Origin of the sequence: Rhodococcus koreensis (assembly GCF_900105905.1) — a bacterium.
Taxonomy (GTDB): Bacteria; Actinomycetota; Actinomycetes; order Mycobacteriales; family Mycobacteriaceae; genus Rhodococcus_F; species Rhodococcus_F koreensis.
Window position 1 is genome coordinate 8,995,928 of sequence record NZ_FNSV01000005.1, and the last position, 21,494, is coordinate 9,017,421.

A 21,494-nucleotide genomic window follows, 5' to 3' on the forward strand; every position below is an offset into this window, starting at 1 on the left:
CTAGGACGGGTCGGCGTTCCCTCGGTCGGCCTGCCGGGTCGCGCGGTACGCAGTGAACACGCCGGCCGTCGCGATGACGCCGAGACCGAGGAACAGCAGTTGCGCCGAGGTGAGGGTCGAGGGCGCGCCGAGATTGACCAGCACACCGGCGACCGCGGACCCGACGGCCATGGCGATCAACTCGACCGTGTTGAGCCCGGCCGCCGCCTTGGCGCCCTCGTGCGCGTCGTCGGTGCTCTGCATGGCGGCGACCATCAGGTGCGGGAAGGCGAGTCCGATGCCGGCGCCCGCGGCGGCCAGCGTGACAGCCCACAGAATCACCACGGCGAGTCCGGAGACGTCGCGCCAGAGGGCCGCCGTGAGGAGCAGGCCCGCGGCGAGGACCAGTGGTCCGGTGATCATGGCCACCGTCTTCGGGCGCCGCCGGGAGATGTCGGAACTGAAGATCATGGTCACCGACCATCCGACCGACATCATGGCGCCGAGGAATCCCGCGGCGAACGGCGCCAGTCCGGCGAGCCGTTGACCGAACAGCGGTGTGAAGGCCTCGGACACGGTTCCGGACGCGAGGACCGCGATGGTGAGGTAGATCCACTTCAGGGACGACGCCCCGCTGTACGTCGACTTTGGCAGCACTCGGCGCGGTGATCGCCGCTCCCAGGCCAGGAACGCAGCGACGAACACGACTCCGACTGCGATCAGGATCAGCATGTGGGTGCGGTTGCCGAGGATGCCGGCCACACTGATCGCGATCGTCGCCAGGGTGAGCAGCGCGAGTGATGTGGCGGGGACGGGTTCGCCGCCCCGCACACGCTCGGTGCGCGGCAACGCGCGGGGCGCGATCACTGCGATGACCGCGGCGACCACCGCCAGCGCGACGAACGCGAGTCGCCAATGGCCGAGTTGGGCGAACAGGCCGCCGATCGCCGGTCCGGCGAGAGTTCCCACGCCCCACATCGCCGACACCAATGCGGTCGCGCGGGCCCACAGACGTTCGGGCAGCGCCTCGCGCAGTACGGCGTAACTCAGGCCGGCGAGCAGTCCCCCGCCGATCCCCTGCACTGCACGTCCGACGAGGAGCACCTCCATTGACGGATCGATCGCGCAGATCATCGTGCCCGCGAAGAACGGCGCCAGCGCGAACAGATACGCACCGAGCGCCCCGCGGTGTGCGAGGAGGCGGCTCACGGTCATCGACGAGATCACCGACGCCACCATGAAGACGGTCGCGCTCCACGCGTACAGCGATTCGCGCCCGAGCTCGCCGATGGCGGTGGGCAGCAGACTCGTGGTCAGGAAGATGTTGACGGCGTGCAGTCCGACGCCGCCGGCGAGGACAGCGGAGGTCGAGCGATACCGGGGTCCGAGCAATTCGGACCAGCCGGCCTGTGACGTGGCGGTCGTTGTCATGCACTCCACGCTAAAAGCTCGAGTGGACTCGAGGTCAAGGGGACGATGCATTGTCTTTGGACCGAAGGACTGAACGATCACGTGTTTCAGAGGTATTCGTGGCGGTGTCCGCATTCGAGGCCGTCGGGGGCCGATCGTGAGCACCGATTCATGCAGTGGAAGACCCGGTACCGCTTGCCCGGAGGCAGCGACGCGAATCCGGCGTGGGCGTCCTTGATCTCGTATCCGATCGGACCGTGGCAGGACGAACAGGTCTTGGTCGCGTCGGTTCCGCTCTCCATTCACCCATCGTAGGGCGATTCACGGGCGGGCACGGAGAAATTCACGTCCCACCTCGAGGTCCGGCATCATCGTCCCGACCATACCCGGGAAAATGGGAAAGTCCACCGGAGTCGCAGTCGTGAGATCCCAAGAAGCGCAGTAAAGCTCACGAACTTGCTTGTTCCCTGCGGGTGGCTATGGTGCACGCGGGCATCAACGCCAATTACCGGAGGACTGAAATGTGAATGCAGCTACCGATCGTCAATGGGCGGTTCGTGACGCTGTTCTGCGTTGGCTTCTGGCGAAGGCTGGCGAAGGTTATCGAAGTCCGATTCTGGACGCGGACGCCATCGGTGAGACCGTCGGCTGGGCGCCGTCGCCCTTGACCCGGGACGAAGTGGCCGACGCATCGAATCATCTCTACAAGGAAGGGTATGTGACGGGCGTGCCGGTGATGGGTATCGGGATTCCGCGCCCGATGCTGACGGTCGCCGGGCGGCGGGTCGCCGAGGGCGGAAGGTCGCTGCGCCCAGTCGATTGCCGTCACGATGTCGAGGGCGGGCACTCGGTCCTCGAACGCGGCCTCGTGCATTAGTCACAGGTGAGTGGCACGGTGTGCGTCAGTACACCGTGCCACTCACGTGCGGGATGGCACACTGCGGGTGTGGAGCTTTCGCAGACCCTCGAATGGCGCGGCAGGTCGGTGGCATGGGACAAGTTCGGGAACGGCCCCGCCGTAGTGATGTGCCACGGGACGCCGTGGTCTTCGCAGCTGTGGTGGCCGTTCGCACGCGCATTCGCCGCCGAGTTCTCGGTCTACCTGTGGGACATGCCCGGGTACGGGCAGTCGTCGAAGGACGCTGCCCACGACGTCGATCTCGGCATCCAGGGTGAACTGCTCACCGACCTCCTGCGGCATTGGAACCTCGAGGCACCCCACGTCGTCGCGCACGACTACGGGGGTGCCGTCGCACTCCGCGCCCATCTCCTGCACGGCGCGCGGTACACCTCGCTGGCCCTGATCGACGTGGTGGCACTGCGGCCGTGGGGATCCGGCTACTTCCGGCTCGTCGCGGACAACGCCGACGTCTTCGCCGCGCAACCGGCCTCCGTGCATCGTGGTGCTCTCGAGGCGTACATCGCGGGTGCGTCCCACCGCGGCCTGACCCCCGCTCAGATGGCCGTGCTGACCACGCCGTGGCTGTCGGAGGAGGGTCAGGTCGCGTTCTACCGGCAGATCGCCCAGGCCGACGAGCGGTACACCGACGAGATCCAGGACCGGTACGCGTCGATCGAGGTTCCCGTCGCGGTCGTGTGGGGGAGGGACGACGCCTGGATCCCCGTAGACCGGGCCGAGGAACTGGCGCGCCTCATCCCCGGTGCGACACTCGAGGTGATCGACGGCGCCGGGCACCTGATCCAGTTCGACGCTCCCGTCGAACTGGCGGTGTCGCTGCAGAGATGGCTCACGGCGCGGTCACACCCTCGATGACAGCCGCGGTCGTGTCGGCGATCGCCTGGTTGTTTCCCTGCGCGTCTTCCTGATTCGTGAGGCTGTCGGTGAGGACGGCGAGAACGATGGGGGAGCCGTCCGGACTCCAGGCGACGCCGGCGTCGTTGGCGGTCCCGAACCCGCCGCCACCGGTCTTGTCGGCGGCGGTCCATCCGGGCGGAAGACCGGCGCGCATCCGCTTGTCCGAAGTCTTGCTCGCCCGCATCCACTCGAGAAGCTGATCGCGGCTTGCCGCGTCGAGGGCGTCGTCGAGGAGCAGCGCCCGGAAACCCCGGGCGAGGCCGGTCGGTGTCGTCGTGTCCCGGGGATCGCCGCGGAAAGCGGTGTTGAGTTCGGTCTCCCACCGGTCCAGTCGCGTGCTCTCGTCGCCGAGGTCGCGGGCGAGGGCGGTGACCGCCTGCGGACCGCCGATCTCGCGGAGCAGATAGTTTCCGGCGGTGTTGTCGCTCTGCGTCAGCGCCGCTTCGGCGATCTGCCCCAACGTCATCGGGGTGCCCACGGCAGCGGTGGTGACCGGCGAGTTCTCGACGAGATCGCCGGGTTCGATCACCACCGTCTTGTCGAGGGCGGTCGACCCGTCCTCGATCTTGCGCAGGACCGCGGCGGACGCGTAGGCCTTGAACGTCGAGCACATCGCGAATCGTTCGTCGCCCCGGTGGCTGTAGACCGCGCCGGTCGCGGGATAGACGGCCGTCACCCCGATCCGCGTGGCGTACTGCGCTTCCAGTGCCTCGATTTTCGCGTCGAGGGACTGCTGATCCGGTAACGCAGCCACCTCCGACGTCGTGGGCAGGGTTTGCTCCGCGGTGGCCGTGCACGCCCCGACCAGCAACGGCAGAGCCAGTGCGAGTGCAACGGCGCCGCGACGACCGGTGCACCTGGGCTTCGGGTGATGTCGATGTATCAGCATGGACCCAATGTGGGGGTGCCCCCGCCCATAGCGCAAAGACGAATCCGCCGTCGCGGCGAGTCGGGTGCGCTATTGCCCCAGGTCGGCAGGACGTTTTGTGTGTGCGAAGTGACGGGCTCGCCCGAAGCGGGTGATCGGAACTGGTTCAATGGGCGCCATGGATCTGCTGCGCCATCTGAGTTTCTTTGTCGCCGTTGCGGAAGAGGGGCACTTCGGCAATGCCGCGTCGCGACTCGGCATGACGCAGCCGCCGCTGTCACAGGGGGTGCGTCGGCTCGAGCAGAGACTCGGCACGGAGTTGATTCAGCGCAGTGCCCGCGGCGTCGGACTCACCGACGCCGGACGCCAATTGCTCCCGCGTGCGAGGCTTCTCGTGGACGACGCGACCCGATTCGAGGACGAGGCGCACCGCATCGCGGGTGGTCGCGACGCGGTGGTGCGGTGGGGTGTCCCGCACTCGGTGGCCGACGCCGTGGTGGTGCGCTGTGTTCGTGCGTTGCGAGACGTCGACGCCACGCATCCCACCCGGGTGGTGACGACCACGGCGTCCACCACCGAACTCGTGGACGCAGTCCGCGCAGGCAGTCTCGACGTCGCCGTGGTCGAGCATCCGGCCCTACTGACTGGTCTCGACATCGGCCCGGTCGTCAAGCTCCGGCGGTGGGTGGTGGTGCCTGACGACCACCCGGTGGCAGCCGCGAAGAAGGCGCAGGTCCGGATGCTGCGCGGGCTGATGCTGGCCACCGGTCCGCGCTCGGACAATCCGCCTGCCCACGACCTGTTCATCGACCTGTGGCGGGTGCGGGGTCTGGACCCGGACATCGTGATCGCGTCGGGGCAGCGGGAACTCCTCACGCGCGTGTCCGCCGGCGGGCATTTCGGAGTGACGGCGTCGCCGCCCACGGTGATGCCCGGTGTGGCGTGGATCGATCTGCTGCGCGACGACCTCTCGCTGCGCGTGCGCATCGTCTGGCGCTCCGGGGCAGATGTCGCATCGTCTGCCGCCGCCCTCGACCGAGTGCTGATCAGGGCCGATCGATGACATCGGCGGAGAAGCGGATCCGTGACGTCTTCGCCGACGCCGGGTGCACCGGATGGTTGCACGCCCGCCGCGTCGATACGCCGGTCGGCGATGCCGGCGACATCGCAGTCGGCGCGGACGACGTCGTCGTGCTCGCGTCCGTCTACAAACTTCCGCTGCTCGTGGCCCTGTGCCGCGCTTTCGAATCCGGGGAGTTGTCGCCGACCGCGACCGTCCGGGTCAATCCGGCCGACTGCACTCCTGGACCGACGGGAGTGTCGACGTTCCGCGACCCGGTGGTGCTGAGCTGGCGGGATCTGGCGTTGTCGATGATGACCGTGTCCGACAACGCGGCCGCCGACCTGGTTCTCGGGCGGGTGGGACTCGAGAGCGTCGAGCGGTCACTGTCGGACCTGGGCCTGACGAGCACGCGCATCATCGGCGGCACCGCGGATGCGCACCGCAGTTTGGTGATCGACGCCCATGCGCACACCACCGCCGAAGCATTCGCGGCGCTTGCGGACAACGACGAGGCGTGGACGGTGTCCGCCTACGACCCGTCGTACGCGAGCGCGACGACGCCGCGGGAGATGACGTCGCTTCTCGACGCGATCTGGACCGGACGGGCGGTGCCCGGCGCGCAGGGCGAGTTTGTCCGGCAGGTGATGTCCGCGCAGATCTGGCAGCACCGTATCCGTTCCGGGTTTCCGCACTCCGGGGTGGACGTCGCCGGGAAGACCGGGACCATCGGCGCCATCCGCAACGAGGTGGCCGTCGTGACGTTTCCCGGTGAGATTCCGGTCGCGGTCGCCGTCTTCACCCGCGCCGCGCGGACGGACCCGGTGCTGCCGGTGGTCGATGCCGCGATCGGGCACGTCGCCCGGATCGCGGTGACCGAACTCCGCTCCGGCCGCGTCGCCTGATCGGTGTGAAAACACTTTCGATCGGGAACAGCAAGGACATGGCACTGAGAATCGTCGTTCCCGAGGACCTGATCATGGATGGCCAGTGCGCGTTTCCCGTGGTCGGAGATGTCGCGGAGTACGCGCTGAGGTTCTACCCGCGCGGAGATACCGATACCGGTCCGGGCGACTTGCCGGACTTCGGATCGGACGTGACGGGAGAGATCGAGAATCTCGACGACAGGCCGGTGCGTTCGATGTTGTTTCGTGGCGCCGGGTTCACCGCATTCGTGAAATCGGCCGACGAGCTGCGCGGTCCGGTCCACCTCCGTGGTTACTTCGAGGCGGATTTCGCCGCGCTGCTCCCCGAGTCCGCACGAGTGACGGGATCAATCCGGCGCCGGCAGTTGATCACGCACACGCGTCACGCCGATCCCGACGGGCGGTACCGCTCCGCAGGCACCTACACGCTGAGCGAGGTTCCCGACGGAAAGGCCGGCCTCCGCACGGGTCTGGTTCCCGCGCCGCCACCTGTGTCGGGGCCGTTCGCGGGAACGGGCTGGGTCGAGATGGTGGCGCCGCGGGACGGTCCCTGGATCCGGGAGAGCGGAATCCTGGTGGAGCTCGATCCACTCAACCCGGATAGCGCCGGGGCGTGAAGACCCTCGTCCCGTGTTCGTTCTCGACGACGGTCGTCATGGAGGAGCCCACGATGAGCAGGCACCGCATGTCGATCTCGGCCGGGTCGAGGTCGGCGAGCCGCACGACCCGCACCGACTCCTGCGCGCCGGCCACGTCGCGGCCGATGATCACCGGGGTGTCGGGGGAGCGGTGCTCGAGAACGAGGTCACGCATCGCGGCGACTTGCCAGGTCCGTGACTTCGACGCCGGGTTGTAGACGGCGAAGGCCATGTCGGCGCTCGCGACCGCCGAGATACGCTGCGCCACAACGTCCCACGGCTTGAGTCGATCGGACAGGGACAGCACGGCGTAGTCGTGGCCGAGGGGTGCGCCGACCCGGCTCGCCACGGCGTTCGCGGCAGTCATGCCGGGCAGCACGCGGACGGGGACGCCCCGCCACTGTTCCTCGGCGGCCACTTCCAGCACCGCGGCGGCCATCGCGAACACACCCGGGTCGCCCGAGGACACGACGGCGACGCGGGCCCCGTTCTTGGCGAGGTCGAGCGCCATCGCGGCCCGTTCGGCCTCGACCCGGTTGTCGCTGGAGTGACGGCGCTGTCCCGGACGTTCGGGGACCCGGTCGATGTACGGCCCGTATCCGACGAGGTCGGTGGCCAGCGACAGTTCGTGCTGCACTTCCGGGGTGGTCCAGGCCTGATCGCCGGGGCCGAGCCCGACGACGACGAGTTCGCCCTGCGGAGGCGCATCGTCGCGGCGGGCGTTCGACGGGCTGGGCACGATGGCGATCGAGAAGTAGGGGACGTCGCTGTCCGACACGTCGTCCGCGTGGTCGATCTTCTGCCGTGTCGTGCTGGCCCGCTCGACGTACCACGTCTCGTCGATGCGACCGGAGTCCTTCAACGCCTGCCGCACCGCCGGGTAGGTGCGTCCGAGTTTCAGGATGGCGGCGGCGTCGGTCTCCCGCAGGCGCCGCGTCAGCTCGCCGCGCGGCAGGGTGCCGGGCAGGACGGTGAGGATTTCCTCGCCCTCGACGAGGGGCATCGCCAGCGCGGCCGAGGCGGCGCTGATCGACGTCACCCCGGGAATCACCTCCGCCTCGAAGCGCTGCGCCAGCCGCTTGTGCATGTGCATGTACGAGCTGTAGAAGAGCGGGTCGCCCGCCGCGAGGAGCGCCACCGTACGGCCGGCGTCGAGGTGCGCGGCGAGCCGCTGCGACGCTTCCTCGTAGAACTCGTCCATCGCCCCCTGGTATCCGCCCGGGTGGTCGACGGTCTCGGTGGTGACCGGGTAGACGAGGTGCTCCTCGATCTGGCCCTCACGCAGGTACGGCGCCGCGACCGCGCGGGAGATGCTCTTGCCGTGCCTGGCGCTGTGGAACGCCACTACGTCGGCCTCGGCGATGACCCGCGCAGCCTTGACCGTCACCAGTTCCGGGTCGCCCGGTCCGATGCCGACGCCCCACAGCTTGCCGGTCGACTGCTCGTTGGAACTCATTCGACTTCGCTCGCAATCGCATTCAGCGCCGCAGCCGTGATGGCACTGCCACCGCGGCGGCCGCGGACCACCAGATAGTCGAGTCCGCTCGGGTGCTCGATCAACGCTTCCTTCGACTCCGCCGCGCCGATGAACCCGACCGGGCCGCCCACGATCGCGGCGGGCCGGGGTGCACCGGATTCGATCATGTCCAACAGGTAGAACAGGGCGGTCGGGGCGTTGCCGATCGCGACGACGGCCCCCTCCAGTTTGCTGCCCCACAATTCGAGCGCGGCCGCCGAGCGGGTGTTCCCGATCTGCTCCGCCAGCACCGGAACCCGGGGGTCGCGCAGGGTGCAGATCACGTCGTTGTCCGCCGGGAGACGCTTGCGGGTCACGCCGGCGGCGACCATCTGCGCGTCGCACAGGATCGGGGCGCCGTCCGCCAGCGCCGCGCGGGCGGCCTTCACGACGCCGGGGGTGAACGCGACGTCGTCCACGAGATCGACCTGACCGCTCGCGTGGATCATGCGGACCACGGCCTGTGAGACGTCCTCGGGAAAGGCACTGAGATCCGCCTCGGCGCGGATCGTGGCGAAGGACTGGCGGTAGATCTCCGCGCCGTCTCGGATGTACTCGATCATCCGCTCACGATAGAGGCTCCGGGTTCACCGCTCCTCCACCCGGTAACCCGTCTCGGTGGCGACGACGTCGGCGACCTCGCCCTTGGGGCGGCCGCAGCACCGCTCGCAGCCCGACCAGTGCTGTCGGCCCTCCACCGGGAGTTCGCCGCTCGCGACGGCGTCCCGCGCATCGGTCCGCACATCGGCTAGCGCCTTCTCGCACCCGGGTTGCCCGGTGCAGGCGCTGACGTTCAGCCACGGGGAGTTCTCGTCGAAGATCAGGCCCATCGGGGCGAGGACCCGGACCACCTGCTCGGCGGACCACTCGTCCAGATCGCACAGCAGCACCGTTTTCCACGGCGTGACGACTACCGGCTTCTCGACCGCGGCGAGGAATTCCGCCAGCCGGGCGTCGAGGACCCCGAATGCGAGACCGCCGCCGAGGGTCACGTTGCCGTCCGGCTGGTCGAGCCACCCGATCGGCGGCCGGTGCTCGTCGAACCCGCCAACCGGGTCGGCGGTCGGTGCCAGCGTCAGTGCCGACAGCGTCCGTTCGACCCCGTCGGCGATCTCGGACAGCCGCCAGTGCCGCTCGCGCAGCTCCAGGAAGACGCGGGCGGCATCGACGAGCATCGACACCGCGTCCGCTGTCGGGATCCGGACGCCGCTGTCGCGACCGGCGAGGATCAGCGCGACCTCCGACCCACCGACAGCGTGGACCCCGAAATCGCCGCCGAGCGCCGAGACGTCGCCCCGGCCGTCGTCGAGGGTGAACAGGGTGCGGCCGGGCAGGTCCGCCAACGTGGGGTCGGCGCACAACGTCCGGTCCAGTACACCGATCAGATCGCGCAGGTCCGTCAGACCCCCGATCCGGCCGGTCAGCGGCGAGACGAGGATGTTCCGGACCCGCTCGTGCGTTTCCGAGGGCAGCAGGCCCGCGTCGGCGAGGCGCCGGGCGAACTCCAGCGGATCGCGGACCGCCCGCAGTTGCGCATTACCGCGGGACGTCAATTCGATCTCGCCGTTGCCGAGGTCGCGCGCCGATTCCGCGAGTGTCTGCAGCTGGGCGGAGGTCAGCACACCGCCGGGGAGGCGCACCCGGGCGAGCGCACCGTCGGCCGCCTGATGGACCTGCAGCGCGCCGGGGCATGCATCGGGGCGGGAACGGTAGTCGACCATGGTCCCAGGTTACGTCCGGCCCCGGGTAGCATCACCAGCACTTGCGACAGCAGGAGAGGAAGCCGGTGCGAATCCGGTGCGGTCGCGCCACTGTGAGCTCGCCGAAACCGGTGGGCGAGCCAGACCCTCGCCTGCCGTCCTCCGACCTCCGGTTCCGCACAGAACCACCGCCACGGGGCGCGACACCCCCAGGAAGGCTCCACACGTGATCCTGCTGCTCTCCACCTCCGACACCGACCTGCTCAGCGCACGCGCCAGCGGGGCGGACTACCGCTGGGCCAACCCGGCACGGCTGCTGGTCGAGGAGGATCTGCCGGGACTGCTCGACGGCGCCGACCTGGTCGTGGTGCGCATCCTCGGCGGCAAGCGGGCGTGGGAAGAGGGACTCGACGCGGTCCTGGCCAGCGGACTGCCCGTGGTGGTCCTCGGCGGCGAGCACGCCCCGGACGCCGAGTTGATGGAGTGCTCGACGGTCGCGGCCGGTGTCTCGGCGGAGGCGCACAACTATCTCGCCGAGGGCGGCGCCGACAACCTCGCCCATCTGCACCACTTCCTGTCGGACACCGTGCTGCTGACCGGTCACGGTTTCGAGGCGCCGGTCCACCTGCCGAGCTGGGGTGTCGCGCCGTTCGCCCCCGACGCCGACGCGGACCGCCCCACGATCGCCGTTCTGTACTACCGCGCCCAGCACCTGGCCGGGAACACCCGCTACATCGAGGCCCTGTGCGAGGCCGTCGACGCGGCGGGCGGCACTCCGCTGCCGATCTTCTGCGCGTCGCTGCGCACCGCCGAACCGGAGTTGCTGACGACGCTGCGCCGAGCGGACGCGATGGTGGTCACCGTGCTCGCCGCCGGCGGCACCAAGCCGGCGGGCGCGTCGGCCGGCGGCGACGACGAGGCATGGGACGTCGCCGCGCTGGCCGCGCTGGACGTGCCGATCCTGCAGGGGCTCTGCCTGACCAGCAGCCGGGAGTCGTGGGAGTCCAACGACGACGGACTGTCCCCCCTCGACGTGGCCACCCAGGTCGCGGTCCCCGAGTTCGACGGCCGGCTGATCACGGTGCCGTTCTCGTTCAAGGAGATCGACGCCGACGGCCTGTCCACCTACGTTCCCGACGCCGAGCGCGCCTCCCGGGTGGCGGGCATCGCCGTCCGGCACGCCCGGCTCCGGCACATCCCCGCACCCGAACGCCGGATCGCCCTGATGCTGTCGGCGTACCCGACGAAGCACGCCCGCATCGGCAACGCCGTCGGTCTCGACACCCCGGCCAGCGCGATCAGGTTGCTCACCGAGATGCGGGCCGCCGGCTACGACCTGGGCCCCGCGGACGGGCCGGACTCCGTGCCCGGCCTCGCGGCCCAGGACGGCGACGCGCTGATCCATGCCCTCATCGCCGCAGGCGGCCAGGACCCGGACTGGCTGACCGCGGAGCAGCTGGAGGGGAACCCGATCCGGATCTCCGCCGCCCGCTACCGCGAGTGGTTCTCGGCGCTGCCCGCGGAACTGCGCGAGGGCGTCGAGGAACACTGGGGACCCGCGCCCGGCGAACTGTACGTCGACCGATCGCAGGATCCCGCCGGCGAAATCGTCATCGCCGCAATGCAGTTCGGAAACCTCGTCCTGATGGTGCAGCCGCCCCGCGGATTCGGGGAGAAGCCGGTCGCGATCTACCACGACCCGGACCTGCCGCCGAGCCACCACTACCTCGCCGCATACCGGTGGATCGCGGCGGACGCCGCGGCCGGCGGTTTCGGCGCCGACGCCGTCGTCCATCTCGGCAAGCACGGAAACCTCGAGTGGCTGCCCGGCAAGACACTCGGCATGTCCGCCTCGTGCGGCACCGACGCCGCGCTCGGCGACCTGCCCCTGATCTACCCGTTCCTCGTCAACGACCCGGGGGAGGGCACGCAGGCCAAGCGCCGCGCCCACGCGACCCTCGTCGATCACCTGATCCCGCCGATGGCCCGCGCCGAGAGTTACGGCGACATCTCGCGGCTCGAGCAACTCCTCGACGAGCACTCGAACATCTCCGCACTCGACCCGTCGAAGCTGCCCGCCATTCGCCAGCAGATCTGGACGCTGATGCGTGCCGCCAAGATGGACCACGACCTCGGACTCGAGGAACGTCCCGACGAGGACGTGTTCGACGACATGCTGCTGCACGTCGACGGCTGGCTGTGCGAGATCAAGGACGTCCAGATCCGGGACGGGCTCCACGTGCTCGGTGCGGCGCCCCGAGACGCCGCCGAGGTCGAACTGGTGCTCGCCATGCTGCGCGCCCGGCAGATGTGGGGCGGCGAGCAGAACGTCCCCGGACTCCGTGAGGCTCTCGGCCTCAGCGAGGACGGCGACGAATCCCGCACCCGTGTGGACGAGATCGAGCAGCAGGCGCACGGGCTGGTGCAGGGCATGCACGACGCCGACTGGAACCCGGACGCCGCCGACACCCTCACCGACGACGCCACGGTCGCGAAGATCCTGCGGTTCGCGGCCACCGAGGTGGTGCCCCGGCTGCGGGAGACGGACAACGAGATCGCCCAGGTGCTGCACGCGCTCGACGGCGGTTTCATCGCCGCCGGGCCGAGCGGGTCGCCGCTGCGTGGGCTGATCAACGTGCTCCCGACGGGCCGGAACTTCTACTCCGTCGACCCGAAGGCCGTGCCGTCGCGGCTCGCCTGGGAGACCGGTCAGGCGATGGCCGAATCGTTGCTGGACCGCTACAAGTCCGATCACGGCGAATGGCCGCGGTCGGTGGGGCTGTCCGTGTGGGGCACGTCCGCGATGCGCACGTCCGGCGACGACATCGCCGAGGTGTTCGCGCTCCTCGGCGTGCGCCCGGTGTGGGACGAGGCGAGCCGCCGCGTGGTGAACCTCGAGGTGATCGACCTCAAGGAACTGGGCCGTCCGCGCATCGACGTCACCGTCCGGATCAGCGGCTTCTTCCGGGACGCGTTCCCGCACGTCCTGGCGTTGCTCGACGACGCCGTCCGGCTCGTCGCCGCACTGGACGAACCGGCCGAGAGCAACTTCGTGCGCGCCCATGCGCAGGCGGATCTCGCCGAGCACGGCGACGAACGTCGCGCGACCACCCGCATCTTCGGGTCCAAGCCGGGCACCTACGGGGCCGGACTGCTCCAGCTGATCGACTCCAAGAGCTGGCGCGGCGACGCCGACCTCGCCGACGTGTACACCACGTGGGGTGGGTTCGCGTACGGCCGCGGACTGGACGGCGCACCCGCCGCCGACGACATGCGGACGGCGTACCGGCGAATCACCGTGGCGGCCAAGAACACCGACACCCGCGAACACGACATCGCGGACGCCGACGACTACTTCCAGTACCACGGCGGGATGGTCGCGACCGTGCGGGCGCTCACCGGGAAGTCCCCCGAGGCGTACATCGGCGACAGCACCCGGCCCGAGTCGGTGCGCACCCGGACCCTGTCGGAGGAGACGTCCCGCGTCTTCCGGGCCCGGGTCGTGAACCCGCGGTGGCTCGAGGCGATGCGCCGCCACGGCTACAAAGGCGCGTTCGAGATGGCGGCGACCGTCGACTACCTGTTCGGATACGACGCCACCACCAACGTCGTCGCCGACTGGATGTACGAGAAACTCGCCGAGTCGTACGTGCTGGACGAGCAGAACCGCAAGTTCATGGAACAGTCCAACCCGTGGGCCCTGCACGGCATCGCCGAACGACTCCTGGAGGCGGCCGAGCGGGACATGTGGGAGCACCCCGAGCAGCAGACCCTCGACGGCCTGCGGCAGGTGTACCTCGAAACCGAAGGCGAACTCGAAGGGGACTGACCGGCATCGGGGCTAGCATGGGCCGGGTGACCACAGAATTCGATCGGGTGTCGTCCGCGAAGTATGTCCTGCTCACCACGTTTCGGAAAGACGGCACCCCGGTGGCGACGCCACTGTGGGCCGCCGCCGACGGTGACCGTCTGCTGATGTGGACGGTCACCGACTCCTACAAGGTCAAACGCATCCGCCGCAATCCGGAGGTGACGGTGGCCGCGTGCGATGCGCGCGGCAAGCCGAAGGGCCCCGAGGTACCGGCCCGCGCCGTCATCCTCGACGCCGCGGACACCGATCACACCCGGGACGTGATCGCCCGCAAGTACGGCATCCTCGGCTGGCTCACGATGAAAGGCAGCCTCGTGCGCCGAGGGAAGACCGGCACCATAGGACTCGCCGTCACGGCCGACGACCGGTAGCCCTTGTGTGGTCCGATGCGTCTCCCGGTGGGGCTCGGGCGCATACGATCTGGTGATGTCGCAGACGCTTCCCGCAGATGTTCGCCGCGGACAGCTCATCGAGGCGGGGCTGGCGATCGCCGCTCACCAGGGTGTCGCCGCGCTGACCATCCGCCGCCTGGCCGACGCGGCCGGTGTGTCGCTCGGGGTGGCGCACTACCACTTCGAGGACAAGGAAGAACTCCTGATCGAGATGGGGGAGAACCTGATCCTGCAGGTCAGCGAGTCGATGCGGGCGGCATTCGGCCGGCTGACGGGGGCCGCCGAACTGCCGGGCATTCCCGGTCTTCGGGAACTCCTCTCTGCCGGGATCGGCGGCCTGTGGCCGGTTATCGAGGCCACCCCCGACCACCAGTTGCTGACCTACGAGATCACCGCGAGGGCCCTGCTGCGCCGCGGCGCCGGCCACGACTCCGCCGGGGCGGTCGCGAGCCACCAGTACCGCACCATGGATGCCGAAGCTATCGCGTTCCTCGATCTGTGCGCTCACCGGGCCGGTGTCGCCTGGGGCACGCCCGTCGAGCAGGTCGCGCGCTTCGCGTTGGCGGCGCTCGACGGGCTGGTGCTGCGGTGGCTCGTCGACCGCGACGGCGACGCCGCGCTCGCCGCTCTCGACGACCTGGTCCAGGTCGTCACCTCGAAGGCACTGGACGATGGCTGACCGACGGCATGTACTCCTGTGTCGGGCACCCGCAGACGGGGGCAGACGCGATCAATGCCCGGCCTGCCCCGGTATCTCGGTCACCAGTGTCCGAGATTGCCCTGCCAGATCGCCGAAATGATGTAGAGCGCCACGGTCAGTAGGTAGTACAAGTTGATCATTGTGCGCACCTCCTCGTCAGGGGCACAGCGGTTGCGGGCGGATGTCCCCGTGCCGGCTGGGTACCCCGTACGCCACGACTCAAGCGGGGTGCGCTGACATGCTGCGATCGGTGTTCATCACAGCATCGGCTCGGCCTGTCACCGACGGGGTCATCGTCAAGTTAATTGTGTGTCTTGATGATTCGGGCTGCGATGTCGTTGCCCGGATCGGTGGGTGTGAATAGACTTCCCGCGTTCATCCTTCAGGTGGCAGCGGCGTTCGTGGTCGTTCCAGATCGTTCGTTCCAGATTGTGAAAGCGGTCCGTCATGTCGTGTCGCGATGCGGTCGTCGACAGGACCTCGAGGAGTTTGCGGACGAGCTCCTTGGGCACCTTGCCGCGGAGGCACCGGCGACGCGCCACGCCACCCCACCCGGCAGCACTCGTTCCACTCGCGGGTCCACTGCGCCCGATCCGGCACCGCCTAGAATGGGGTGATACGGACGCCTTCGCTGCATCGGGCGGGGTGGTCCGGCGGGGCTGCTCGTGAGCCGACCCGTGGGAGGTGGCCATGCAACCGTCCGACCGGATGTGGGCGCTGCCGCGTCGGGCCCGGGTCACGATCATGGTGACGGTGGCGCTCGTTGCTTTGCTGGTGATCGGGCCGCGTCTGGTCGTGGGGTATACCGATTGGCTGTGGTTCGGTGAGGTCGGCTACCGCCGCGTCTGGGGGACGGTCCTGGTCACGCGGCTGATCCTGTTCACGGCAGTGACGCTGCTGGTGGGTGCGGTGATCTTCGCGTCCACGGTGTGGGCGTACCGATCCCGCCCACTGTTCGCGGCCACTGCCGCAGACGCGGCGAAGGATCCGCTCGAGCGGTACCGGACGGTGGTACTGCGCCGCCCGCGGTCGTTCACGGTGGGGATCGCGATGCTGCTGGCGCTGCCGTTCGGGCTGCACGCGCAGGCGAGTTGGGGGACGGTGCAACTGTTCTTGCACGGCGGCGGCTTCGGCACTGTGGACGCGGAGTTCGGGTACGACATCGGCTTCTACATCTTCGACCTGCCGTTCTACCGGCTGATCCTGACGTGGCTGTTCATCGCGGTGTTCCTGGCGTTGCTGATCGGACTGGGAACCCACTACCTGTTCGGCGGCATCCGGCTGGCACCGAGCAAGGACCACCTCATCGAGGTGTCCCGGCCGGCGCGCATCCAGCTCGCGGTGCTCGCGGGCACGTTCATCGCGTTGAAGGCGGCCTCCTACTGGCTCGACCGGTACTCCTTGTTGTGGAGCGGCCGGAAGGAGCCCACCTTCACCGGGGCCGGATACACCGACATCAACGCGGTGCTGCCGGCGCGGCTGATCATGGTCGCGATCGCAGTACTGTGCGCGGCGGCGTTCTTCGCCGCGATCGCGGTGCGGGACCTGCGGATCCCGGCGATGGCCACGGTACTGCTGGTGCTCTCGGCGATCGTGGTCGGCGGAATCTATCCGGCGCTGATCGAGCAGTTCTCGGTCCGACCGAACGCCGCCGATCGGGAGAGCCCCTACATCGAACGCAACATCGCCGCGACCCGGCAGGCCTATGGAATCGGCCCGGACCGAGTCGACTACCTCGACTATCCCGGGGTCGGCACCCGGCCGCCCCGGGAGATTCCCGCCGACGTCACCACCATCGCCAACGCCCGCCTGCTCGACCCGACCGTGCTCTCGCGCACCTTCACCCAGCAGCAACAGCTGAAGAACTTCTACGGCTTCCCCGAGCACCTCGACATCGACCGCTACATCATCGACGGGCGACTCGCCGACTACATCGTCGCCGCCCGCGAGCTCTCCCCGAACAGTCTCAGCGGCAACCAGACCCAGTGGATCAACCGGCACACCGTCTACACCCACGGCAACGGGTTCGTCGCCGCCCCCGCCAACAGGGTCAACGCCGCCGTCCGCGACGCTGCCGGGCAGAGCGCGAGCAGTGACAGCGGGTACCCGATCTACGCGGTCAGCGACATCGCCTCGCAGGCCGGCGGCGGGCAGGTGATCCCGGTCGAGCAACCGCGCATCTACTTCGGTGAGGTGATCGCGCAGGCGGACCCGGACTACGCCATCGTCGGCGGACCCGAGGGCGCGCCGCCGCGCGAGTACGACACCGACACCGCCCAGTACACCTACACCGGCACCGGTGGGGTGCCGGTGGGAAGCTGGGTCAACCGGTTGGCGTTCGCCGCCCGGTACGCCGAACGCAACATCCTGTTCTCCGGCGCCATCGGGCCCGAGTCGAAGATCATCTTCAACCGGGACCCGGCCACCCGAGTCGAGCACGTCGCCCCGTGGCTGACCACCGACACCAACCCGTATCCAGCGGTGGTCGGCGGCCGGATCGTGTGGATCGTCGACGGCTACACCACTGCCGCACACTACCCGTACTCGCAGGTTGGCTCACTCGCCGAGCCGGTGGTCACCGACACCGGCCGCACCCTGTCCCCCGAGCAGGTGTCCTATGTGCGGAACTCGGTGAAGGCCACCGTCGACGCCTACGACGGCACCGTCACCCTCTACCAGGTCGACGAGAACGACCCGGTCCTGCGGGCGTGGATGAGCGTGTTCCCCGGCACCGTGCAGCCGCCGAATGCGATCCCGACCGAGCTGCGCACGCACTTCCGCTACCCCGAGGATCTGTTCCGCCTGCAGCGGGACCTGCTGGCGAAGTACCACGTCGATGATCCGCGGGAGTTCTTCACCACCAATGCATTCTGGTCGGTGCCCAGCGATCCGACCGCCGACACCGGTGGCGAGCAACCGCCGTACTACGTCCTGGTCGGCGACGCCGGCACCGCGGCCCCGTCATTCCGGCTCACCAGCGCCATGGTCGGCTTCAACCGGGAATTTCTCTCCGCCTACCTCTCGGTGCACTCCGACCCCGAAAACTACGGCAAGATCGACATTCTGCGGTTGCCGACGGACACCCAGACCCAGGGCCCGCGGCAGACCCAGAACTCGATGATCTCCGACACCCGCGTCGCCTCCGAGCGCACCCTGCTCGAGCGGTCGAACCGGATCTACTATGCCAACCTGCTGACCCTGCCGATCGCCGACGGCGGCATCCTCTACGTCGAACCGGTGTTCACCGAACGCTTGACCAGCACGCCCAACGGTTCCACGTTCCCGCAGCTGGCCCGAGTCCTGGTCAGCTACCGCGAACCCGGCACCGGCGGGGTGCGTATCGGATATGCCCCCACTCTCGCCGAGGCCCTCGACCAGGTCTTCGGCACCGGCACCGGCGCCGTCGCCACCGCACCCGGCGGCGACGCCACCACACCTCCACCTATCGATGGGCAACCGCCGGCGCCGCCTCCACCGGGCGCCCCGACCGCCCCGCCGCCGGCGTCATCGGACCAGCTGACCGCGGCGGTCCTCGAACTCAACGCCGCCCTGGCCAACCTGCGCGAGGCACAACGCACCGGCGACTTCACCGCCTACGGCGCGGCCCTGGACCGCCTGCAACAGGCCATCGACACCTACCTGGCCGCGGGCGGAACCCCACACTGACCCGTCTCCTCGGCGCGTTCCACACAATGACGTCGTGCCGTAGATGCGAACTGCAGGCAATGACGATCGATCAAGGCCGGCACCGCAGTAGTCTCGGTGGATGACGACTCTCGAGGACGCTGTTGCTCTGGCACGGGATGACAACGGCCTGGCGGTGGTCGCCACTCTTCGCGCGAACGGAACCATTCAGGCCTCGATGGTCAACGTCGGCCTGCTCGAGCACCCGGCCACAGGCGAACCGGTTCTGGGATTCGTGACCTACGGAAGGGTGAAGCTGAACAACCTGAGGTCTCGCCCTCAGGTCGCCACCACCTTCCGGGATGGGTGGCAGTGGGCGACCGTCGAGGGAACCGCCGAGATAGCCGGTCCCGACGACCCCCAGCCGTGGCTCGACGACGAGAGATTGCGGCTTCTGCGTCGGGAGGTATTCGTCTCTGCCGGAGGCACGCACGAGGACTGGGACGAATACGACCGGGTGATGGCCGAGCAGGGCCGGGCGGTCGTATTCGTCCGGGTCGATCGGGTCTACAGCAACTGACAACCCGCGAGGCACGAACCGCTCAGGCGAGGGTGCGGAGGTGCTCGTCGATCATGCGGTGCGCCGAGTCGGGGGTGTCGGTGTCGCCGAGCAGGACGTGCATCGCGGCGCCGTCGACGAGTGCGTGCAGACGCATCGCCTCGGCGTCGACGTCGATGTCCGGCGCGACGAGACCGTGCCGTGCGAGACCGGTCAGGATCGCGGCGCACGCATCCCGTAGTTGTCGCTGGGCGCCGAGGGCGATGTCCTTCAGCAGGGGATGGGCGGGGCTCTCGGCGACGAGTGCCAGATTCACTTCCATCTCGCAGCGCCGGCGATCGTCGAGGGGGAGCACCTCGTCCAACACGGCGAGGGCACGCTGCCACGGGTCGGCGATCGAGGTGTGGGCCTGTGCCCGTTCGCGGACCCGCGTGGCTACCAGACGCATCGAATAGGCGAGAAGTTCGGCCTTGCTGGCGAACACGTGCCGCAGCGATCCGCTGGATATGCCGGCCTCGGCGGCCACGTCGCGGACGGACACGGCGCCGATGCCGTCGCGTTGGATCACCCGCCACAGAGCCTCGGCGATGTCCTGCTGCCGTCGGTCGTGGTCGATGAGCTTCGGCACCCGGTCATGTTAGCACGGTCGTGTTAGCATCAGAATTTGTTGGCACGACCGTACTAACAAGTACTGGAGGGGCTGAACGGATGACATCGCAACCATCGAGTTCCCACCGCTACGCTGCGCTCGACGTCATGCGCGGCGCGGCGATCCTGGGCACGCTCGCCACCAACATCTGGATCTTCACCAACGTCGAGGGACTCGTCGGATACATCAACGGCACCGGAAAGGCCACCGGCGGATGGGCTCCGGTGCAGGCGGTGCTGCAGCAATTCGCGCAGGGCAAGTTCCTCGGCCTGCTCACCGTCATGTTCGGCATCGGACTGGTCATCCAGCAGCGGTCCGCCCAGCGGCGCGGTCAACGGTGGCCGGGCGGATACCCTTGGCGCGCAGCGCTGCTGATGCTCGACGGAGCACTGCACTTCCTGCTGTTCACCGAATTCGACGTCCTGACCGGGTATGCCCTCACCGGACTGATCGTCGCATTCATCCTGACCACGGGCATCCGCGCGCAGCGAACGTGGATAGTGTGCGCGGTGGCCGTCCACGCGGCGATGCTCGCCCTCGTCGTCGCGGCCCTGTCCTCGGCGCCCGCGCGGGATCCGCAGTCGCTGTCGCCGAATCCCTATGCGGACGGCAGTTTCTGGGACCTCGTCGTCTTCCGCGCCGACAATCTGTTGCTGTTCCGGCTCGAGGTGCTGTTCATCCTGCCGCTGTCGATCGCGTTGTTCCTCGTCGGCGCGCACCTCTACGGTGCGCGCGTCCTCGACCCGGACCGTGGCGCGCTGCGGCGCGGCCTCATGATCGCCGGCCTGGCGATCGCCCTTCCGCTCGACCTCGCGCTCGGACTGTTCGGTGGCGACGCGGGTCTGATCCTCGGCAGGTACGGGACCGCGCCGATCGTGGCGTTGGGGTTACTCGCGGCGATCGCGCACCGCTACGCCGACGGTCGCGCACCCGGCGCGCCCGGCCAGGCACTCTCGGGCGTCGGCCACACCGCGCTCAGTTGCTATGTGCTGCAGAATATTCTGTGCTCGATCGTCTGCTACGGCTGGGGACTCGGCCTCGCGGCCAGATTGGACGGCACCACCGTGGTTCCGGCGACGCTCGCACTGTTCGGCGCCGTCTCGGCGACCCTGATCGTCGTGTCGCGCCTGTGGTTGCGGCGATTCGATCGTGGGCCGCTCGAATGGCTCACACATCGGGGCCACCAGCGTCTCACCCGGGCGGACCGGGGCGACGTCATCGCGCCAGCAGCGTCGTCCATTCCGTGAACTCGAGTGCGTACAGCGGTGCCGGCGTCGTCACGGACGGGCACGGCTGTCGCCGAGTCGCCAATTCCACCAGCGACTTCGCCGCTCGCAGCACGCTGACGTGGTGATGGCGGGAGACGTCGAGCAATTCCTCGAACGCCTCGGCGTCGCCGTATCCGCGGGTGGCGATGAGGATGCCCTTCGCGGTGGCGAGGACCTCGCGCCCGTCGGGGTGGCGGTGCGGAATCGAATGTGCAGGCGGTGCAGCCTCGAGGACGTCGTTCGACACGGGGATCTCCTGGATTGTGGTACGTCGCTGAATGCTCGGCGCGGTCATACCGCCGCCACCATCAGCGCCGTGGCGAGGACGACGATCAGTCCCCCCGTCGCGGCGGCGAGAACTGAACCGGTGATGATGCCTATGCCGGTGGCGCAGGCGAGGCAGACGAACGTCGTCAGTGCCACGTCGGCGAGCGCGAACCGTCCCGTGACCTTGGTGTGGCCGTGGAGTGCTTCGCGGATGCGGGTATCGGAGTGCATGAAACCTCCTTGTCGGGCGT

General features: G+C 68.9%; 20 protein-coding genes and 1 riboswitch. Of the genes, 11 read left to right on the forward strand and 9 right to left on the reverse strand.

Going from position 1 to position 21,494, the window contains the following annotated elements; genetic code table 11:
- Both BLV94_RS45810 and BLV94_RS45815 read right to left on the reverse strand, forming a co-directional pair.
- Window positions 1-1,410, reverse strand: a complete 1,410-nt coding sequence (locus tag BLV94_RS45810; protein ID WP_072950575.1) for an MFS transporter — start codon at window positions 1,408-1,410, stop codon at window positions 1-3.
- A gap of 86 nt (window positions 1,411-1,496) precedes the next feature.
- Complete coding sequence (locus BLV94_RS45815; protein ID WP_072950573.1) at window positions 1,497-1,691, reverse strand: hypothetical protein; 195 nt, start codon at window positions 1,689-1,691, stop codon at window positions 1,497-1,499.
- 221 nt (window positions 1,692-1,912) lie between these two features.
- On the opposite strand from BLV94_RS45815, the gene BLV94_RS45820 reads away from it, so the two are divergent.
- Window positions 1,913-2,266 (forward strand): serine recombinase, encoded by a 354-nt coding sequence (locus BLV94_RS45820; protein WP_072950572.1) that lies wholly within the window; start codon window positions 1,913-1,915, stop codon window positions 2,264-2,266.
- A gap of 69 nt (window positions 2,267-2,335) precedes the next feature.
- Window positions 2,336-3,163, forward strand: coding sequence for an alpha/beta fold hydrolase (locus BLV94_RS45825; RefSeq protein WP_072950571.1), 828 nt, complete (start codon window positions 2,336-2,338; stop codon window positions 3,161-3,163).
- Here BLV94_RS45825 and bla read toward each other — a convergent pair.
- Window positions 3,138-4,094, reverse strand: coding sequence for a class A beta-lactamase (gene bla / locus BLV94_RS45830; RefSeq protein ID WP_072950570.1), 957 nt, complete (start codon window positions 4,092-4,094; stop codon window positions 3,138-3,140). The two genes, BLV94_RS45825 and bla, sit on opposite strands and share 26 nt — an antisense overlap.
- A gap of 148 nt (window positions 4,095-4,242) precedes the next feature.
- On the opposite strand from bla, the gene BLV94_RS45835 reads away from it, so the two are divergent.
- The 3 genes from BLV94_RS45835 to BLV94_RS45845 are packed head-to-tail and all read left to right on the forward strand — an operon-like array spanning window position 4,243 to window position 6,676.
- Complete coding sequence (locus BLV94_RS45835; protein WP_072950569.1) at window positions 4,243-5,136, forward strand: LysR family transcriptional regulator; 894 nt, start codon at window positions 4,243-4,245, stop codon at window positions 5,134-5,136.
- Window positions 5,133-6,038 carry a serine hydrolase gene (locus BLV94_RS45840; RefSeq protein WP_072950568.1) on the forward strand — a complete coding sequence of 302 codons (906 nt, stop codon included), beginning with the start codon at window positions 5,133-5,135 and terminating at the stop codon, window positions 6,036-6,038. The genes BLV94_RS45835 and BLV94_RS45840 overlap by 4 nt, the downstream gene beginning before the upstream one ends.
- 38 nt (window positions 6,039-6,076) lie before the next feature.
- A complete protein-coding gene (locus BLV94_RS45845; RefSeq protein ID WP_143051477.1) occupies window positions 6,077-6,676 on the forward strand; it encodes a hypothetical protein in 600 nt (199 codons plus the stop codon).
- Here BLV94_RS45845 and BLV94_RS45850 read toward each other — a convergent pair.
- From BLV94_RS45850 to cobG, 3 genes are read right to left on the reverse strand one after another with little or no spacing between them, the layout of a single operon-like run.
- Window positions 6,651-8,153 carry a precorrin-2 C(20)-methyltransferase gene (locus BLV94_RS45850; protein ID WP_072950564.1) on the reverse strand — a complete coding sequence of 501 codons (1,503 nt, stop codon included), beginning with the start codon at window positions 8,151-8,153 and terminating at the stop codon, window positions 6,651-6,653. The two genes, BLV94_RS45845 and BLV94_RS45850, sit on opposite strands and share 26 nt — an antisense overlap.
- The gene (locus BLV94_RS45855) at window positions 8,150-8,776 is read right to left on the reverse strand and encodes a precorrin-8X methylmutase (RefSeq protein ID WP_072950561.1); all 627 of its coding nucleotides are present in this window, start codon (window positions 8,774-8,776) and stop codon (window positions 8,150-8,152) included. Before BLV94_RS45855 ends, BLV94_RS45850 begins: the two co-directional genes overlap by 4 nt.
- Window positions 8,777-8,800: 24 nt before the next feature.
- On the reverse strand, window positions 8,801-9,934 hold the full coding sequence (gene cobG / locus BLV94_RS45860) for a precorrin-3B synthase (RefSeq protein WP_072950559.1): 1,134 nt from the start codon (window positions 9,932-9,934) through the stop codon (window positions 8,801-8,803).
- Between the two features lie 6 nt (window positions 9,935-9,940).
- Window positions 9,941-10,083, forward strand: a riboswitch (cobalamin riboswitch).
- Window positions 10,084-10,139: 56 nt separating this feature from the next.
- Between cobG and BLV94_RS45865 the strand changes: the two genes are divergently transcribed.
- The 5 genes from BLV94_RS45865 to BLV94_RS45885 all read left to right on the forward strand — a co-directional run bounded on the left by BLV94_RS45865 (window position 10,140) and on the right by BLV94_RS45885 (window position 19,080).
- A complete protein-coding gene (locus BLV94_RS45865) occupies window positions 10,140-13,742 on the forward strand; it encodes a cobaltochelatase subunit CobN (protein ID WP_072950556.1) in 3,603 nt (1,200 codons plus the stop codon).
- A gap of 17 nt (window positions 13,743-13,759) precedes the next feature.
- Window positions 13,760-14,155 carry a PPOX class F420-dependent oxidoreductase gene (locus BLV94_RS45870; protein ID WP_072950554.1) on the forward strand — a complete coding sequence of 132 codons (396 nt, stop codon included), beginning with the start codon at window positions 13,760-13,762 and terminating at the stop codon, window positions 14,153-14,155.
- 55 nt (window positions 14,156-14,210) lie between these two features.
- Window positions 14,211-14,855 carry a TetR/AcrR family transcriptional regulator gene (locus BLV94_RS45875; RefSeq protein ID WP_072950553.1) on the forward strand — a complete coding sequence of 215 codons (645 nt, stop codon included), beginning with the start codon at window positions 14,211-14,213 and terminating at the stop codon, window positions 14,853-14,855.
- 711 nt (window positions 14,856-15,566) lie between these two features.
- A complete protein-coding gene (locus tag BLV94_RS45880; RefSeq protein ID WP_143051478.1) occupies window positions 15,567-18,542 on the forward strand; it encodes a UPF0182 family protein in 2,976 nt (991 codons plus the stop codon).
- A 100-nt stretch (window positions 18,543-18,642) separates the two neighbouring features.
- Window positions 18,643-19,080, forward strand: a complete 438-nt coding sequence (locus tag BLV94_RS45885; protein ID WP_072950550.1) for a TIGR03618 family F420-dependent PPOX class oxidoreductase — start codon at window positions 18,643-18,645, stop codon at window positions 19,078-19,080.
- 22 nt (window positions 19,081-19,102) lie between these two features.
- Here the strand turns inward: BLV94_RS45885 and BLV94_RS45890 are convergent, their stop codons facing one another.
- Window positions 19,103-19,687, reverse strand: coding sequence for a TetR/AcrR family transcriptional regulator (locus tag BLV94_RS45890; protein WP_072950547.1), 585 nt, complete (start codon window positions 19,685-19,687; stop codon window positions 19,103-19,105).
- Window positions 19,688-19,767: 80 nt separating this feature from the next.
- On the opposite strand from BLV94_RS45890, the gene BLV94_RS45895 reads away from it, so the two are divergent.
- Entirely contained in the window at window positions 19,768-20,955 is a 1,188-nt protein-coding gene (locus BLV94_RS45895; RefSeq protein WP_072950544.1) for a DUF418 domain-containing protein, read from the forward strand.
- Here the strand turns inward: BLV94_RS45895 and BLV94_RS45900 are convergent.
- Both BLV94_RS45900 and BLV94_RS45905 read right to left on the reverse strand, forming a co-directional pair.
- Complete coding sequence (locus tag BLV94_RS45900; RefSeq protein WP_072950541.1) at window positions 20,924-21,271, reverse strand: ANTAR domain-containing protein; 348 nt, start codon at window positions 21,269-21,271, stop codon at window positions 20,924-20,926. The two genes, BLV94_RS45895 and BLV94_RS45900, sit on opposite strands and share 32 nt — an antisense overlap.
- Window positions 21,268-21,474, reverse strand: a complete 207-nt coding sequence (locus BLV94_RS45905) for a hypothetical protein (protein ID WP_072950539.1) — start codon at window positions 21,472-21,474, stop codon at window positions 21,268-21,270. Before BLV94_RS45905 ends, BLV94_RS45900 begins: the two co-directional genes overlap by 4 nt.
- Between the last annotated feature and the right edge of the window lie 20 nt (window positions 21,475-21,494).

Bases quoted from the DNA above. Each gene is read 5' to 3' on its own strand.
- BLV94_RS45895 (WP_072950544.1), top strand. From the start codon at position 19,768: ATGACATCGCAACCATCGAGTTCCCACCGCTACGCTGCGCTCGACGTC.
- BLV94_RS45850 (WP_072950564.1), bottom strand. From the start codon at position 8,153: ATGAGTTCCAACGAGCAGTCGACCGGCAAGCTGTGGGGCGTCGGCATC.
- BLV94_RS45815 (WP_072950573.1), bottom strand. From the start codon at position 1,691: ATGGAGAGCGGAACCGACGCGACCAAGACCTGTTCGTCCTGCCACGGT.
- BLV94_RS45845 (WP_143051477.1), top strand. From the start codon at position 6,077: ATGGCACTGAGAATCGTCGTTCCCGAGGACCTGATCATGGATGGCCAG.
- BLV94_RS45870 (WP_072950554.1), top strand. From the start codon at position 13,760: ATGGGCCGGGTGACCACAGAATTCGATCGGGTGTCGTCCGCGAAGTAT.
- BLV94_RS45875 (WP_072950553.1), top strand. From the start codon at position 14,211: ATGTCGCAGACGCTTCCCGCAGATGTTCGCCGCGGACAGCTCATCGAG.
- BLV94_RS45885 (WP_072950550.1), top strand. From the start codon at position 18,643: ATGACGACTCTCGAGGACGCTGTTGCTCTGGCACGGGATGACAACGGC.
- BLV94_RS45835 (WP_072950569.1), top strand. From the start codon at position 4,243: ATGGGCGCCATGGATCTGCTGCGCCATCTGAGTTTCTTTGTCGCCGTT.
- cobG (WP_072950559.1), bottom strand. From the start codon at position 9,934: ATGGTCGACTACCGTTCCCGCCCCGATGCATGCCCCGGCGCGCTGCAG.
- BLV94_RS45855 (WP_072950561.1), bottom strand. From the start codon at position 8,776: ATGATCGAGTACATCCGAGACGGCGCGGAGATCTACCGCCAGTCCTTC.
- BLV94_RS45880 (WP_143051478.1), top strand. From the start codon at position 15,567: ATGCAACCGTCCGACCGGATGTGGGCGCTGCCGCGTCGGGCCCGGGTC.
- BLV94_RS45905 (WP_072950539.1), bottom strand. From the start codon at position 21,474: ATGCACTCCGATACCCGCATCCGCGAAGCACTCCACGGCCACACCAAG.
- BLV94_RS45900 (WP_072950541.1), bottom strand. From the start codon at position 21,271: ATGACCGCGCCGAGCATTCAGCGACGTACCACAATCCAGGAGATCCCC.
- bla (WP_072950570.1), bottom strand. From the start codon at position 4,094: ATGCTGATACATCGACATCACCCGAAGCCCAGGTGCACCGGTCGTCGC.
- BLV94_RS45840 (WP_072950568.1), top strand. From the start codon at position 5,133: ATGACATCGGCGGAGAAGCGGATCCGTGACGTCTTCGCCGACGCCGGG.
- BLV94_RS45810 (WP_072950575.1), bottom strand. From the start codon at position 1,410: ATGACAACGACCGCCACGTCACAGGCCGGCTGGTCCGAATTGCTCGGA.